The following is a 15,524-nucleotide window of genomic DNA, read 5'->3' as shown; positions in this document are numbered from 1 at the left end:
AGGAATTGGTTGTTATCATTAGTAGGAAAAGCAATGAAAATAAAAAATAGCTCTTAGCATGTATGTAAATGCTAAGAGCTATTTTTATGTTTATTTTTCTACTTCTGGCTTCTCACTTGTTACAGTAACGTCTTTCCAATGTGAAGTTATTTGATTCACTTCAGTGTTGACATCATAATTTTTTACGCGCTTATTAACACCTGTTAAATCAAATGTGTAATGAATTGGAATCATCGGTGCTTCGTCATGAATTAATTTTTGCCATTTATCGTATACTTCTTTACGATATTTTTCATCAGTAGCTTTTTCTGATAATCCTGCTTCTAATAACTTCGTATTTTCATCATTTACCCAGCGTTGATAGTTGAATCCGGCATTTTTGCCCCATAGGCCAGAAAGGTCAGGGTCAGAACCAGTGTTCCAAGCACCGGCAAAAATATCAACCTTCGGATCATCTTTTTTAATCATGTCACGCATAGCATTAAATTCGTGTAAGCGTCCATCAACAAGTTCTACTTTTAAGCCGATATCTTTCCAAGATTGAATGTAGAATTTAGCCAGCGGTTCACTTGTTTCACTACCACTACTAGTTAAGAAGTTAATCTTCAATTCATTACCTTTTGGATCTTCACGGAATCCATCACCATTTTTATCTTTATACCCAGCTTCATCTAATAGTTTTTTCGCTTTATTTACATCGAAATTATACGCACCAACATCATTATTATGGTACTTTGGCATAGATGGTGGAATTGGAGAGTTAGCTGGAACGCGAAGTCCGTGATATACTTTCTCTCCTAATTTTTCTCTATCAATTGCATGTGCCATCGCTTGACGTAAACGAACGTCTTTGAACTTATCGTTATCCATTACAGCTTCATTCTTTGCTTTGTCCATATGTCCGAACTTAAATCCGATATAAGTGTAAGCAAGGTCAGTTTTACCAATTAGTTGTGTGTTTTTTAATTTACTTACGTTCGGATATTGATCAGCAGTAATTGCTGCAATATCAATATCACCTTTTTTCAGAGATGCACTAACAATAGATGGATTTACAACTTTTAATGTTACATTTTTTAGCTTAGGTTTGCCGCCCCAGTAATCATCAAAACGCTCATACTCAACTGATTCACCAGGAACGATTTTCTTCACTTTAAATGGACCGAATCCAATTGGATTTTGACGGATTTTATCTGATTCAGCTAGTTTTTCAATTGGTACATCACCTAAATATTTTTTAGGTGTAGGATATGTCCAAATACCAGTTTTTAGTGAAGGGTTTACTTCTTTATAAGTAATGGAAATTGTTTTTGGATCGACTACTTTAATACCAGAAATTTTGTCAGCTTTTCCAGTGTGATATTCTTCCATACCTTCAATCATTTGCATTTGTGTATCGTAACGGATACCTGTATATTTGCTATTACCGATTATTAAGTAAGAATATTCTAAATCCTCAGCTGTTACAGGATTACCATCGTGCCATTTTACATTATCTTTAATTTTAATTGTAATTGTTTTTTTATCTTCAGAAATTGTATAAGTTGCAGCACCGTCATTTGTAATTTCCCAGTTTTTATCTGTAGCTAATAATTGTTCATCAAAGAAATCCATAATCTCTGAATCTGGAGCAACTTCATACAATACCCTACTTAAAACACCAGCGAAAGGTGAATTTGAAACGAGTCCATAAGTTAATGATCCGTCTTTAATTTCTTTACCGTCATTTTTTACAGCAGCACTAAATTTATTTGTTTCTACTTTTTTTGTGTTTGCCTTTTTACTACCGCTATCAGCACCCCCACATGCAGATAGTAATAATGTTGAAGCAGCAAGTGTACTTAATACTTTGTACAGTTTTGGTTTGTTCATAACTTCTCCACCCCTTATCCTTTTCTTTGTCTCGCATCAGCCGCACGCTTTAACGCTTGACCAATAAAATTTATACACAGCATCAACACTAAAATCATGATTGATGCGGGTAACCAAATCCACCACTTTTCTTGTAATACATCTGGGTTAGTTGCGTAACTTACAAGTGTACCAAGACTTGGTGTGCTCTCTGGTAGACCGAAGCCTAAGTAAGTTAAACTAGATTCAATTCCGATGTTACCAGCAAGATTTAATGTGATATTTACGATAATAATAGAACTTAAATTAGGTAATATTTGCTGGAAGATTATTTTCCAATTTGGTGTTCCTAATGTTTTTGATGCAGATACGTAATCAAGTTCTTTCTCAGTCAATACTTTAGAGCGTATAAGCCTTGCTTTTCCGACCCATAAGAAAGCGGTCATTATGAGAATAAATGTCGTAATATTGAAAGTTGGAACGAGTGAGATAAACACGATAACAATCATTAAGAATGGTAAAATCATCATAAAGTCGATAAAACGCATAATGATGTTATCGACAACTCCTCCAAAATAGCCAGCAATTAGTCCCGTCGTAAGACCGATAAGGGTTGCTAAAAGAGTGATGGCTAAACCAACTGTAAAGGAGTTACGTGTACCAATAATTAATTGTCCGAAAATATCACGGCCTCCATAATCAGTTCCTAACCAATGTTCAGCAGAAGGAGGGTCATAAATAGCGAACAAATCGACTCGGACGATATCTTCTTGCTTCATAATAAATGAAGTTGCGTAAACGGCTATTAATATTAAAGCTAAAAAGAATAGAGAAAACATTGCTAGTTTATCTTTACGAAATTCTCGCCACATAATGGAGAAACCAGAGGGGCTCTTTTCGTAATGAATGACTTCAGTTTGTTTTTCAGGATTTGCTAACATAACGTTTCTTCACCTCCATTAATCAATACGAATACGTGGATCAACGATGCTTAGAATAATATCGGAAAGAAGAGTCCCGAGTAGCGTTGCGAATCCAGTAAATAATACAAGAGCAGTTACGACACTGAAATCACGTTGAGTGATAGATTGGAAAAATAGTTGTCCAATTCCTGGATAGCCGAAAATATTTTCTAGAATAATAGAGCCTCCAACTAAACCTGTAATTTCATATCCTAAAAATGCTGCAATTGGTAAAAATGAATTTCTTAAAATATGTCTGGAATATACTTTAGATTCTGGTACACCTTTTGCTTTTACTGTGCGTACAAAATCTTTATGTTTCGTATCGATAATTTCACTTCGTAAATATTGTACAGTTCCTACAGTCCCAATTAATGCCCCAGATAAAGCTGGTAAAATCATATGATTGAATTTACTTAAATAGTAATCAAATGATCCTGTTGCAACTTGTGGATCAACGCTACCACTCGTAGGGAAAATTGGATATAAAAAGCCGAATAAGAATAACATTACTAACCCGAAAATAAATAGTGGTGTACCGAATCCTAAAAAGTTATAGAGCGTAATGAGTCGATCAGCCCACGTATCATTCCAACGTCCACTTATAACTCCAAGTGGAATAGCAATTAAGTAAGTAAGAATAAGAATAAGAAGAGCTAACAGTATGGTATTGCCAAGACGTTCCCCGATAATATCTGTTACTTTTATTTTATGTGCGTAAGAAATACCGAAATCCCCTTGTACAGCATTTGAAATCCACCTTACATATTGAGTGGGAATAGGATCGTTTAAACCTAGTTTTTCACGTTGTTCTTCGAGCACTTTTGGATCGGCTTTTGGGTTTGCTAGTTCAGCGCCACTTAATGCATCACCTGGCATTGCCTTAGCCAGTGTAAAGACGAGTACGCTTAATATGAATAATTGCGGTATCATAACTAAAACCCGGCGTAATATAAATTTCCACATATTTTATCACTCCCTTAAGGTAATGCCACCCGGTGTGTTGGCGAGATTGGTTTTAAATCGTAAGCACGACCATTTTCATTGAAATAACTTTCGTATGATTTCTCATACTCAACGCTTACCTCACGACGCAATTTACGTTGTTGCTCGCGGTTTTCAGGACGAATATCAGGAATAGCTGATATTAAGCGCTTCGTATAAATATGTTGTGGATTATTATAAATTTCTGCACTTGTTGCTTCTTCAACGATGCGTCCGCGATACATAACACCGATACGGTCACACATATGGCGAATTACGCCTAAATCATGACTAATAAATAAGTATGTTAGTCCGAGTTCAGCTTGTAAATCTTGCAAGAAGTTTAAAACTTGAGCTTGTACCGACACGTCAAGTGCAGATACAGGTTCGTCCGCGATAATAAGCTTCGGTTTTAGTGTAAGTGCGCGTGCAATACCAATCCGCTGTCTTTGTCCACCGGAAAATTCATGTGGGTATTTATACATAGACTCAGGATTTAATCCAACTTTATCAAGATAATCTTGAACAGCTCTACGCTCTTCATCAGGTGAGAGTTTCTCAAAATTTCGAAGTGGTTCAGCGATAATATCCATAACACGTTTCTTCGGGTTTAAGGATGAATAAGGATCTTGAAAAATCATCTGAATATCTTTTCGTTGTTCTCTTAGTTCTGAGCGACTTAATTTTGTTAAATCTCTATTATTAAAATGAATGCTACCGCCTGTCGCTTTTGTTAAGTGCATAATTGCTTTTCCAGTTGTTGATTTGCCGCTCCCAGATTCCCCAACGATTCCGTATGTTTCGCCAGGTTGTAGTTCGAAGCTTACGCCATCAACAGCACGAACGTAATCTAATGTACGGCCGAAAACACCACCTTTAATTGGAAAGTGTACTTTTAAATCTTCTACTTTAAGCAGTGCCATGAGTTACGTCATCTCCTTTCTTATGTTGGAAGTTGAAATGTTTGTAGCAAGTGCAACGTACCCAATGGTCTTGTTTTACTTCATGTAAAACGGGATTTTCTTCATGTTGATCAGGTCTAATCCATGGAATCCGTGCTTGGAATCGACAACCTGTGCGAGGTAACTTAGCTAATGTCGGTACAACGCCTTGAATAACATGTAATTTTTCTTTTTCAGCAGATGCAGACGGGATTGAATTTAATAAGGAACGAGTATATGGATGAAGAGGGTTATTAAAAATCTCTTCGACTGTTCCTGTTTCTACAACTTGTCCTGCATACATAACGACGATACGATCAGCGGTTTCGGCCACGACGCTTAAATCGTGTGTAATTAAGATGATGCCCATTTTCGTTTGTTCTTGAATGGAACGTAATAAATCTAAAATTTGCGCTTGAATGGTTACGTCAAGTGCAGTTGTTGGCTCATCTGCAATAATGAGCCCTGGCTTACAAGCAATTGCAATTGCGATAACAATTCTTTGTCTCATTCCGCCAGATAATTCGTGTGGGTATTGTTTATATGTAAGCTCTGGTTTTGGAATACCAACTTGATGGAGTAGTTCTAAGGTGCGTTCTTTCTTTTCAACTTTTGAAAGGCTTGTGTGGTAGTCTAAGTTTTCTTCGATTTGTTTTCCAACTGTCATAAGAGGATCGAGTGCTGTAAGAGGTTCTTGGAAAATCATTCCGATATTTGAACCGCGTACTTTATTTATTTCGGCGGTTGACATGCTAAGTAAGTCCTTATCTCTATAGTAAAGCTGCCCTTGTAATTTTGTATTTGCTTCATTATGCAGTCGCATAATGGAAAGGGCAAGTGCACTTTTTCCGCATCCTGACTCACCAACGATAGCAACAATTTCATTTTCATGAACAGTTAAGGATACATCATCAACTGCTGCATGATACTGATCTTGTATACGAAAGGAAGTTTGCAAGTTTTCAATACGAAGAAGTGGATTCTTCATGGCTATCCCTCCATCTTTTCTGAAAAAACTAAATATTTTGTATGTTGTTATTTTAATATAAATTGACAATGTTTGACAAGGGTAAGTTGAAAAAATATTCAAAAATCTTTTTATATAAAAGTGGAATGCAGTTGTATTAGGTATTGAAGTGATTTGGAAACGCTAACATATATATGAGAGGAAAATAAATCTTTTGTAAGAAAAAAGATTTATATGTAGAAAAAAGAGAGGCATTCTGGAAAGAATGGTCTCTCTTTTTTTGATAAGTATAATATTTGTACTTAAGCTTGCTTTTGTTTTGTTGATCCTGTATTTAAAGTAAGGGCAAGGAAGAACATTGCAAGTATGCAAGATGCAAGTAATAAGATAAATCCGCCATCCCATCCGAATGCATCTACGATAAAGCCCATAGCGGCACTAGCGAAAGCAGCTCCGCCTAAGTAACCGAAGAATCCAGTTAAGCCTGCTGCAGTTCCAGCAGCTTTCTTTGGTGCTAAATCTAGAGCGTGTAGACCAATTAGCATAACCGGTCCGTAAATTAAAAATCCAATTGCGACAAGTGCGATACTATCAACCATTGGATTACCAGGAGGGTTTAACCAGTAAACAAGAACTGCGATAAATACACCAACCATAAATAAAATACCAGCAGGTGCACGACGTCCTTTAAATAGTTTATCACTCATCCATCCGCAAAGAAGTGTACCTGGAATACCAGCCCATTCATATAGAGCGTAAGCAGTACGTGAGCTACTATGAGTAAAGCTTTTTTCTTCTACTAAATAAGTAGGAGCCCAGTCTACAACGCCGTAACGTACGAAATATACGAAAACGTTCGCAATAGCGATGTACCATAAAAACTTATTGTTTAGTACGTATTTAAATAAAATTTCTTTTGCCGAAAGTTCGCGTTCGCGATCTTTTATTTTCTCATCTGGTGGATATTCTCCAGTATGCTCTTCAATAGAAGGTAGTCCACAAGATTGAGGCGTATCTTTCATTGTAATTAATACATAAATACCAACTAAAATTGAAAGAATACCTGGGAAGTAAAAAATACTTTTCCAGTCATCTGCGAAGAAGTATAAGCCTAATGTTACAAGAGAAGGCATAAGCGCGCCGCCGACATTATGAGCGACGTTCCAAATAGACATTTTTGTACCACGTTCGCTAATAGAGAACCAGTGAACCATCGTACGGCCACAAGGAGGCCAGCCCATACCTTGTACCCATCCATTTAAAAACTGAAGTACAAACATAAGTATAATGCTCGTTGTAATGAAAGAAAATGAGCCGAAAATAATATTAATGATACCTGATAAAAATAGCCCAGCTGCTAAAAAGTAGCGAGGATTACAACGATCGGATACGATACCCATCAAGAATTTACTTAATCCGTAAGCGATAGATACTGCTGAAAGGATAACCCCAAGTTCCCCTTTACTAAAGCCTTGCTCGATTAAGTATGGCATTGCTAGTGAAAAGTTTTTTCGAACAAAGTAGTAGCCTGCATAACCGATGAAGATACCTAAGAATACTTGTAAACGTAATTTACGGTATTCGCTATCAACGCGATCAGCTGGTAAGCGTTCCGCGTGGGGCGCAGGTTTAAATAATTGTGTGAAAAACATAAAATGAAAATCCTCCCCTAATTAATTCGAAGCGTTTTAAGACAGAGAATATAAAAAGGCCATGAAATATAAAAAAGTTTCCTTTTTTATGATTCATAGCCGTGTACTCCGTTTCTCCGTGACTGTCAATATTAACTTCGTCGAAAATTATACAACTTTGTGACAAAAATGTAAACGTTTTTATGAATAAAAGTATTGACGGATTTTGTTCGCGGGATTAATATTTAAATACGTTAAATATTTTATTGTTTAAATAAGGGGTGGATAACATGCCAAATGATATGACGCATATCGATAAAATTCAAGCTCTTGCCTTTTCGATTGGAAAGAAAATGCAGACGGAGTTATTAGAACAAATGCAAGCAACAGGACTTACACCACCGCAGTTTTATATTTTAAAGATTTTAGATCATTATGGGGCTTCAAGAGCGACAACATTAGCAAAAAAGATGTATGTGAAGCCTAGCGCGATTACAGTGATGATTGATCGTCTAATCGATCAAGAACTTGTAGAACGCTATCACGACAAAGATGACCGTCGTGTTGTCATCATCGAGTTAACAAAAAAGGGGAAAGCTAGAGTAGAAGAGGCAATGACAGCTCGCAACGAGCATATTGCAAAATACTTTTCACATTTAGAGTTGCAAGAAAGAGAAGATTTATTACGTCTCTTTGAGAAGTTAGAAACCATTATTTGCGGGACACAAGAGAAAAAAGAGAATAACTAAGAGGAATTGAGGAGATTACATGGAGCAACAAGAAAATCAAAATAGAAAGTTGTTGTTAATCGGTTTAGTAATCGCGATGCTATTTGCTGCATTAGATGGAACAATTGTTGGTACAGCAATGCCACGTATCGTCGGTGACCTAGGCGGATTAAGTTTAATGACATGGTTAACGACAGCTTATATGTTAACATCAACGACAGTTGTACCAATTGCAGGTAAATTAGCGGATTTACTTGGTCGTCGTAACGTATATATAACAGGGCTAGTTATTTTCATGATTGGTTCGGCGTTATGTGGTATGGCGAATGGTATGACAGAATTAATTATTTTCCGTGGTATTCAAGGTCTTGGTGGCGGTATTATGATGCCAATGGCTATGATTATTATTGGAGATATGTTCACGGGAAAAGAACGTGCGAAATGGCAAGGTATTTTTGGTGCGTTATACGGTCTTGCTTCTGTAATTGGACCGCAAGTTGGTGGTTGGATTGTAGATGCAGTGAACTGGAGATGGGTATTCTACATTAACTTACCGGTTGGTATTTTAGCAACAATCTTTATTGCAATGGGATTAAAATCACATAAACAAACAGGACCAATTAAAATTGATATCGCTGGAATCTTTACAATGATTCTAGGTGTTGTAAGTTTATTACTTGCGCTAACGTTTGGCGGAAAAGATTATGCATGGGATTCTTGGCAAATTATCGGTTTATTCGCACTAGCTGTAATTGGTATCGTTAGCTTTGTTATTGTTGAAACGAAAGCTGAAGAGCCGATTTTACCAATGCATTTCTTTAAAAATCGCACATTTACAATACTGAATGCGATTGGATTCTTTATGAGTATTGGAATGTTCGGCGCGATTATGTTCGTACCATTCTTCATGCAAGGTATTGTAGGAGTAAGTGCTGCTGAATCAGGAACAATTATGACTCCAATGATGATTACAATGATTGTAATGAGTATTATCGGTGGGCAACTTGTATTAAAAGTTGGTGTAAAACCACAAATTATCGCAGGTATGCTTATTATGGCCGGTGGTTTTTGGTTATTAACAACGATGGATATGCACACAACGAAGCTTACAGCTACTTCTTATATGATGGTTATCGGTTTAGGAATGGGTCTTGTAATGCCGACATTAACATTAGCGTTACAAGAAAGCTTCCCGAAAAAAGACCTTGGTGTCGTAACGTCATCAAGTCAGTTCTTCCGTCAAATTGGTGGAACATTTGGTATTACAATTTTAGGATCAATTATGAATAACACTTCAGGTACAACGTTAACAAATAAATTAGTACCTGTATTAGATACATTCCCGAAAGAAGCGGGACAAATGGTAACGAAATTTAAAGATATGATTCACACAGATCCACAAGGTTTATATTCGATGCTATTTAGCCCAGAGGCATTAAAACAAATGCCAGAAGCGTTTGCTAACAGCATTGTACCTATTTTGAAAAACTCTTTAGTAGACTCGCTTCATACTGTATTCTTAACAGGATTAGTATTTATCGTAGTAGGTGCCATCTTTACGATTTTCTTACAAAAAATTAAACTATCAGATCGTAAAAAAGATGCTGAAGAGCCTGCTGTAGAAGAAAAAGAAAAAACTGTATCATACTCGTAATGAAGAAGCATCGCCTTATGGCGGTGCTTTTTTGAGTATAACCTTAAAAGCTTTTTAGTGAGAAATGATTGACGTATTTTTAGAAATACGTTATATTATTTTCTGTAAACGGTTACATGAAATGAGGAGAAAAGAGAATGAGTACGATTAAAGACGTTGCGAAATTAGCGGGAGTATCTGTTGCGACCGTTTCCAGAGTTTTAAATAAAAATGGATATGTTCACGAAGATACATTAAAAAAGGTAGAGCGTGCAATTGAGATGTTAGATTATAAGCCTAGTACAGTAGCGCGTTCACTGTATAATAAAAAGTCTCGTTTAATTGGCTTAGTTGTTCCAAATATCGTGAATCCGTTCTTTCCAGAAGTTGCACGTGCCGTAGAAGATGTAGCACATAAACAAGGTTACACAGTTGTCCTTTGTAACTCTGATGAAAGTTTAGAAAAAGAGAAACAATACATTGATGTACTTAGACAAAATAATGTAGATGGATTTATTGTAGCAACAAATCCACAAAATAGTGTTAATTACATGAATTTATCTGTCCCGGTTGTTGCGATTGACCGTATGTTTAATGAGCGTATTCCTACTGTATATGCAGATAACTATACAGGAAGTCAGGCTGCGACAAAGCTGTTACTAGATAAAGGATGTAAACATATTGCACATATTCGCGGTCCACGTGATGTGAGTACTGCAAATGAACGTTTTGAAGGTTTTGTAGACGTTATTACGCAAAATAACCTTTCGTATATGATTGCGGAGAGTACGTTTGAGCCAGCAAATAGTGAGCGTGTAGCGATGGAATTATTAGAAGAATACCCGCATATTGATGGTATTGTTGCTGGGAATGATTTAATTGCGATTGGTATTGTAAAGGCTGCACTTCAAAAGGGGATTGCCATTCCAGATGATTTACAAATTATCGGATTTGATGGAATTTCTTTAACAGAAATGATGTATCCATCTATTACAACAGTTGCACAACCGATATATGAAATGGGGAAAATTGCAACAGAGTTGTTATTAGAGCAAATGGAAGGAAATACATTAGAAGAGAAACACTATCGTTTGCCGATTGAAATTATAGAACGAAATACAACGAAGTAAGGAGATGAAACAGATGCCAAATATTGCAGTAGTAGGAAGCATTTCAATGGACTTAGTGGCTGTTTCAAAAAAACGGCCGAAAGCAGGAGAAACAGTAATTGGTGAAGCGTTTCATACAATCCCAGGAGGGAAAGGGGCAAACCAAGCAGTTGCTGCAGCTAGGTTAGGAGCAAATGTAGCAATGGTTGGAGCGGTAGGAAATGATGATTATGGAACAGTAGTTAGAAAAAATTTAGAGAACGAACGCATTTTTATCGATTATGTGGTACCGGTTACAGATAGAACGACAGGAATTGCTCATATCGTTTTAGCAGAAGAAGATAACAGTATTGTTGTCGTACAAGGGGCAAATGCTCTTGTAAATAAGTCAGTTGTAGATCGCTCCAAAGACCTTCTTGTAAAAGCGGATATGGTTGTTCTTCAACTAGAAATTCCACTTGAAACAGTAAAATATGTATTGGCTATTTGTGAGGAACATAATATTCCTGTTATGTTGAATCCAGCGCCAGCACAAGTTTTATCAGAAGAAATTTTAGAAAAAGCAACTTATATTACGCCAAATGAACATGAGTGCCGCATCGTATTAGATGATTTTACATCACCAATTGAAGATTTATTGGCGAAGTATCCAAATAAATTATTGATGACAGAAGGTTCTAACGGTGTTCGTTTTCATAATGGCACGGAGATTGTACATGTTCCTAGCATTGCTGTTGATGTAGTGGATACAACTGGAGCTGGTGATACATTTAATGGTGCGTTAGCAGTTGCACTTTCTGAAGGAGAGACACTTCAAAAAGCAATTCGTTTCGCGAATATTGCCGGTGGTCTTTCTGTAACGAAACTTGGAGCACAGGGCGGTATGCCAACGAGAGATCGAGTACGTGAAGTGCAGGTGATTGTTGGATGAAAAAGCATGGTGTATTAAACAGTGAAATCGCGGCAGTCCTTGCTTCACTTGGGCATACAGATACGGTTGTAATTGCTGATTGCGGGTTACCGATTCCGGATGGAGTAAAACGAATTGATTTAGCTGTTGAGATTGGAAAACCGAGTTTTTTAGAGGTGTTACAAGTTGTAGCTGATGATATGGCAATCGAAAAAGTGACGTTAGCAGAAGAAGTCATTATAAATAATGCGGAAGTAAATAAAGAGATCGAGCAAAAATTAATAGAGCCAGCATTTGAGTATGTATCTCATGAACAATTTAAAGAGCATACAAAGAAAGCGAAGGCGATTATTCGTACAGGCGAGGCTACGCCTTATGCAAATGTAATTTTACATGCAGGCGTGATTTTTTAATAAAGGGAAGTGATGGGAATGCATATTGAAATGAAAAACATTTCAAAGGCGTTCAATGGCAATCCTGTTTTGAAGAATGCACAGTTTATGATTGAAACAGGAGAAGTCCATGCATTGATGGGGGAAAATGGAGCGGGTAAATCAACGCTCATGAAGATTTTAACAGGTGTATACAAAAAAGATGGTGGGACAATCACGATTGATGGGCAAGAGCGCACCTTTAAAAATGCGAAAGAAGCTGAAGAGTACGGCATCGCATTTATACATCAAGAACTAAACATATTGCCGAATTTAACAGTAGCTGAAAATATGTTTCTTGGTAAAGAGTTAATGTATGGGAAAACAGGTATTTTACGCACTCGACAAATGAACGCGATTGCGCAGCAGCAACTAGCAGAGCTAGGATTGCATGTAAGAGGTGCTATGTTAGCAGAGGAACTATCGGTTGGACAACAGCAAATTATCGAAATTGCGAAAGCGTTAATGACAAACGCGAGCGTTATTATTATGGATGAACCTACTGCGGCACTGACGGATCGTGAAATCGAAACGCTCTTTACAGTAATCAATAAGTTACGTAAAGAAGGTGTTTCATTCGTGTACATTTCGCATCGTATGGAAGAGATTTTCTCAATATGTGATGCCATTACGATTTTGCGTGATGGAGAATACGTTGGAAAGAGATTAATTCCAGAAACATCATTTGATGAAGTAGTGAGTATGATGGTGGGGCGCAGCATTGGTGAACGTTACCCAGAGCGAAATAGTCAAATTGGTGATGTCATTTTTGAAATGCGTAACGGAACGAAGAAAGGGAAATTTGAAAATGTTTCGTTTCAAGTGAGGAAAGGTGAAATCCTTGGTGTAGCTGGTTTGATGGGGGCTGGTCGCACTGATATTATGAAAGCGATATTTGGTTATGAACCTTTAGATTCTGGACAAATTTTTATAAATGGACAAGAAGTAAAGATTGATAGTCCGATAGATGCAATTAGACAAAGAATTGCTTTCATTACAGAAGATAGAAAGTCTGAAGGATTAGTGTTAGATTTTTCAATTCGAGAAAATTTAGCTTTACCGAATTTAGAAAGTCTTTCAAAGGGAAGTGTTCTAAGCAACGAGCTAGAACAACAGTTTACAGAGGATATGATGAAGCTTCTTAATGTGAAAGCATCTAGCGGAGAGCAGGCAGTGAAATCTCTTTCTGGTGGAAATCAGCAAAAGATTGTAATCGCAAAATGGCTAGGCATTCATCCGCAATTACTCATTTTAGATGAGCCAACAAGAGGTGTCGATGTTGGAGCGAAAAAAGAAATTTACTCTATCATGAATAAGCTTACTGAGCAAGGCGATGCCGTTATTATGGTATCATCTGAGCTTCCGGAAGTTTTAGGAATGAGTGATCGAGTTCTTGTTATTCATGAAGGAAAAGTCGGCGGCATTTTAGGGAAAGATGAGGCATCACAAGAGTCTATTATGGCACTAGCTACAGGGGGAGAGTAAGGATGGCTAAGAAGGGGAATGTATTACAACAACTCGGTTCTTTAATCGGTTTAGTATTAATTATCGTCGTAATTACAGTTTTAAATCCAGCGTTCATTGAAATTCCAAATTTATTTAATATACTGCGTCAAGTATCGATTAATGCGCTTATTGCATTCGGAATGACCTTCGTAATTTTAACAGGGGGTATTGACTTATCGGTAGGTTCTATTTTAGCATTATCAAGTGCACTTGTTGCTGGAATGATGGCAAGTGGCATGGATCCGTTCCTTGCAATGGCAGTTGGACTATTAGCAGGTCTTGTAATGGGGGTTGTAAACGGTATCATCATTGCGAAAGGAAAAGTAGCTCCATTTATTGCAACTTTAGCAACAATGACTATTTTTCGTGGGTTGACGCTTGTTTATATGGACGGACGTCCGATCACTGGTCTTGGTGATCATTTAATGTTCCAAATGTTTGGCCGCGGTTATTTTCTTGGTATTCCGGTACCAGCTGTTACAATGATGATCGCTTTCGCAGTACTGTACTTCATTTTGAAGAAAACGACATTTGGCCGTCGTACATTTGCAATTGGTGGAAATGAAGAAGCAGCAGCACTATCAGGTATTAATGTTACGAGAATTAAAGTAATGATTTACGGTCTTTCCGGAATTTTGGCAGCGCTTGCAGGTATTGTCTTAACATCACGACTAGATTCTGCACAGCCGACTGCAGGTACTTCTTACGAATTAGATGCAATTGCAGCAGTTGTATTAGGTGGAACAAGTCTTTCTGGGGGAAGAGGATGGATTGTTGGTACATTCATCGGTGTACTAATTATCGGTGTACTAAATAACGGTTTAAATTTATTAGGTGTATCTTCTTTCTTCCAACAAGTTGTAAAAGGACTTGTAATCTTACTAGCTGTATTAATTGATCGCCGAAAAGAAGCGTAATGGAGGGACAGTTCATGAAGAAATGGTTACTTATACTCGTTGCATGTATTATGGTCATTACTGCTGGTTGTTCAATGGAACCACCAGAATGGGCAAAGGATTCTAGCGATAAAGGTCGAAATAAAACTATTAAAGTTGGATTCTCTGTTTCAACTTTAAATAATCCCTTCTTTGTAACTTTGAAAAAGGGTGCAGAAAAGAAAGCGAAAGATAGCGGCATCGAATTGATTGCTGTTGATGCGCAAAATGATGCAGCGAAGCAAACGAACGATGTTGAAGATTTAATTCAAAAGGGTGTCGATGTAGTTGTTATTAATCCGACCGATTCAGATGCTGTTGCTTCAGCGGTAAGTGCGGCAAATGCAGCAAATGTTCCTGTTATTACAGTAGACCGCGTTGCGAATTCAGGTAAGGTTGTTTCTCACATTGCATCTAATAATATCGAAGGTGGTCAAATGGCTAGTGATTACATTCGTGAATTAGTCGGCGAAGGAGCAAACGTTGCTGAGTTAGAAGGAATCCCTGGATCGTCTGCTGCTCGTGAACGTGGGAAAGGATTCCATAACGTAGCCGATAAGTCTTTAAAAGTAGTTGCCAAACAAGCGGCTGATTTTGATAGAGCGAAAGGATTATCTGTTATGGAAAACATTTTGCAAGCAAATGGTGATATTAAAGCCGTGTTTGCGCATAACGACGAGATGGCATTAGGTGCACTTGAAGCATTGAAGTCTGCTGGAAAAACAGATGTAGTAGTTGTTGGATTTGATGCAACAGAAGATGCTGTGAAAGCGGTTAACGATGGGCGTATGGCTGCAACAGTCGCTCAAAAACCGGAATTAATCGGAGAGAAGGCGATGCAAACAGCAAAAGAGATAACACAAGGTAAAAAAGTGGACAAATCTATTCCGATTGAATTAGAGCTTATTAAGAAAAATAAATAAATATAAAATGAAA

At 37.3% G+C, this 15,524-nt stretch carries 14 protein-coding genes; 8 read left to right on the top strand and 6 right to left on the bottom strand.

Annotated features, from left to right (window positions below; translation table 11 throughout):
* Positions 1-90 precede the first annotated feature (90 nt).
* From opp4A to glpT, 6 genes are all read right to left on the bottom strand, one after another.
* Positions 91-1,872, bottom strand: coding sequence for an oligopeptide ABC transporter substrate-binding protein (gene opp4A / locus BUA87_RS23500; protein ID WP_001039730.1), 1,782 nt, complete (start codon positions 1,870-1,872; stop codon positions 91-93).
* Between the two features lie 14 nt (positions 1,873-1,886).
* Positions 1,887-2,792, bottom strand: coding sequence for an ABC transporter permease (locus tag BUA87_RS23495; RefSeq protein WP_000880730.1), 906 nt, complete (start codon positions 2,790-2,792; stop codon positions 1,887-1,889).
* An 18-nt stretch (positions 2,793-2,810) separates the two neighbouring features.
* Positions 2,811-3,779 (bottom strand): oligopeptide ABC transporter permease, encoded by a 969-nt coding sequence (gene opp4B / locus BUA87_RS23490; protein WP_000265452.1) that lies wholly within the window; start codon positions 3,777-3,779, stop codon positions 2,811-2,813.
* Positions 3,780-3,793: 14 nt separating this feature from the next.
* Positions 3,794-4,720, bottom strand: a complete 927-nt coding sequence (locus BUA87_RS23485; protein WP_072940971.1) for an ABC transporter ATP-binding protein — start codon at positions 4,718-4,720, stop codon at positions 3,794-3,796.
* On the bottom strand, positions 4,707-5,726 hold the full coding sequence (locus BUA87_RS23480) for an ABC transporter ATP-binding protein (RefSeq protein WP_000795382.1): 1,020 nt from the start codon (positions 5,724-5,726) through the stop codon (positions 4,707-4,709). The genes BUA87_RS23485 and BUA87_RS23480 overlap by 14 nt, the downstream gene beginning before the upstream one ends.
* Before the next feature lie 281 nt (positions 5,727-6,007).
* Entirely contained in the window at positions 6,008-7,357 is a 1,350-nt protein-coding gene (gene glpT, locus BUA87_RS23475; RefSeq protein ID WP_000466382.1) for a glycerol-3-phosphate transporter, read from the bottom strand.
* 269 nt (positions 7,358-7,626) lie between these two features.
* Between glpT and BUA87_RS23470 the strand changes: the two genes are divergently transcribed.
* The 8 genes from BUA87_RS23470 to rbsB all read left to right on the top strand — a co-directional run bounded on the left by BUA87_RS23470 (position 7,627) and on the right by rbsB (position 15,511).
* Positions 7,627-8,085, top strand: a complete 459-nt coding sequence (locus BUA87_RS23470) for a MarR family winged helix-turn-helix transcriptional regulator (protein WP_001132365.1) — start codon at positions 7,627-7,629, stop codon at positions 8,083-8,085.
* A gap of 19 nt (positions 8,086-8,104) precedes the next feature.
* A complete protein-coding gene (locus BUA87_RS23465) occupies positions 8,105-9,718 on the top strand; it encodes an MDR family MFS transporter (protein ID WP_000437647.1) in 1,614 nt (537 codons plus the stop codon).
* Positions 9,719-9,855: 137 nt separating this feature from the next.
* Entirely contained in the window at positions 9,856-10,827 is a 972-nt protein-coding gene (rbsR, locus tag BUA87_RS23460) for a ribose operon transcriptional repressor RbsR (RefSeq protein WP_000104054.1), read from the top strand.
* A gap of 13 nt (positions 10,828-10,840) precedes the next feature.
* Positions 10,841-11,737: a ribokinase gene (gene rbsK, locus BUA87_RS23455; RefSeq protein WP_001132865.1), complete on the top strand. Its 897-nt coding sequence runs from the start codon at positions 10,841-10,843 to the stop codon at positions 11,735-11,737.
* Positions 11,734-12,129, top strand: coding sequence for a D-ribose pyranase (rbsD, locus tag BUA87_RS23450; protein WP_000716151.1), 396 nt, complete (start codon positions 11,734-11,736; stop codon positions 12,127-12,129). The genes rbsK and rbsD overlap by 4 nt, the downstream gene beginning before the upstream one ends.
* A gap of 18 nt (positions 12,130-12,147) precedes the next feature.
* Entirely contained in the window at positions 12,148-13,632 is a 1,485-nt protein-coding gene (gene rbsA / locus BUA87_RS23445; RefSeq protein WP_002163845.1) for a ribose ABC transporter ATP-binding protein RbsA, read from the top strand.
* A gap of 2 nt (positions 13,633-13,634) precedes the next feature.
* Positions 13,635-14,570 (top strand): ABC transporter permease subunit, encoded by a 936-nt coding sequence (gene rbsC / locus BUA87_RS23440; RefSeq protein WP_001074650.1) that lies wholly within the window; start codon positions 13,635-13,637, stop codon positions 14,568-14,570.
* Between the two features lie 14 nt (positions 14,571-14,584).
* The gene (gene rbsB / locus BUA87_RS23435; protein WP_000758975.1) at positions 14,585-15,511 is read left to right on the top strand and encodes a ribose ABC transporter substrate-binding protein RbsB; all 927 of its coding nucleotides are present in this window, start codon (positions 14,585-14,587) and stop codon (positions 15,509-15,511) included.
* Positions 15,512-15,524: the final 13 nt, after the last annotated feature.

The organism is Bacillus sp. bc15 (genome assembly GCF_900142585.1).
Lineage (GTDB): Bacteria > Bacillota > Bacilli > Bacillales > Bacillaceae_G > Bacillus_A > Bacillus_A cereus.
Note: the sequence above shows the minus strand (reverse complement) of the source record. Positions and strands in the feature narration are given on the sequence as shown.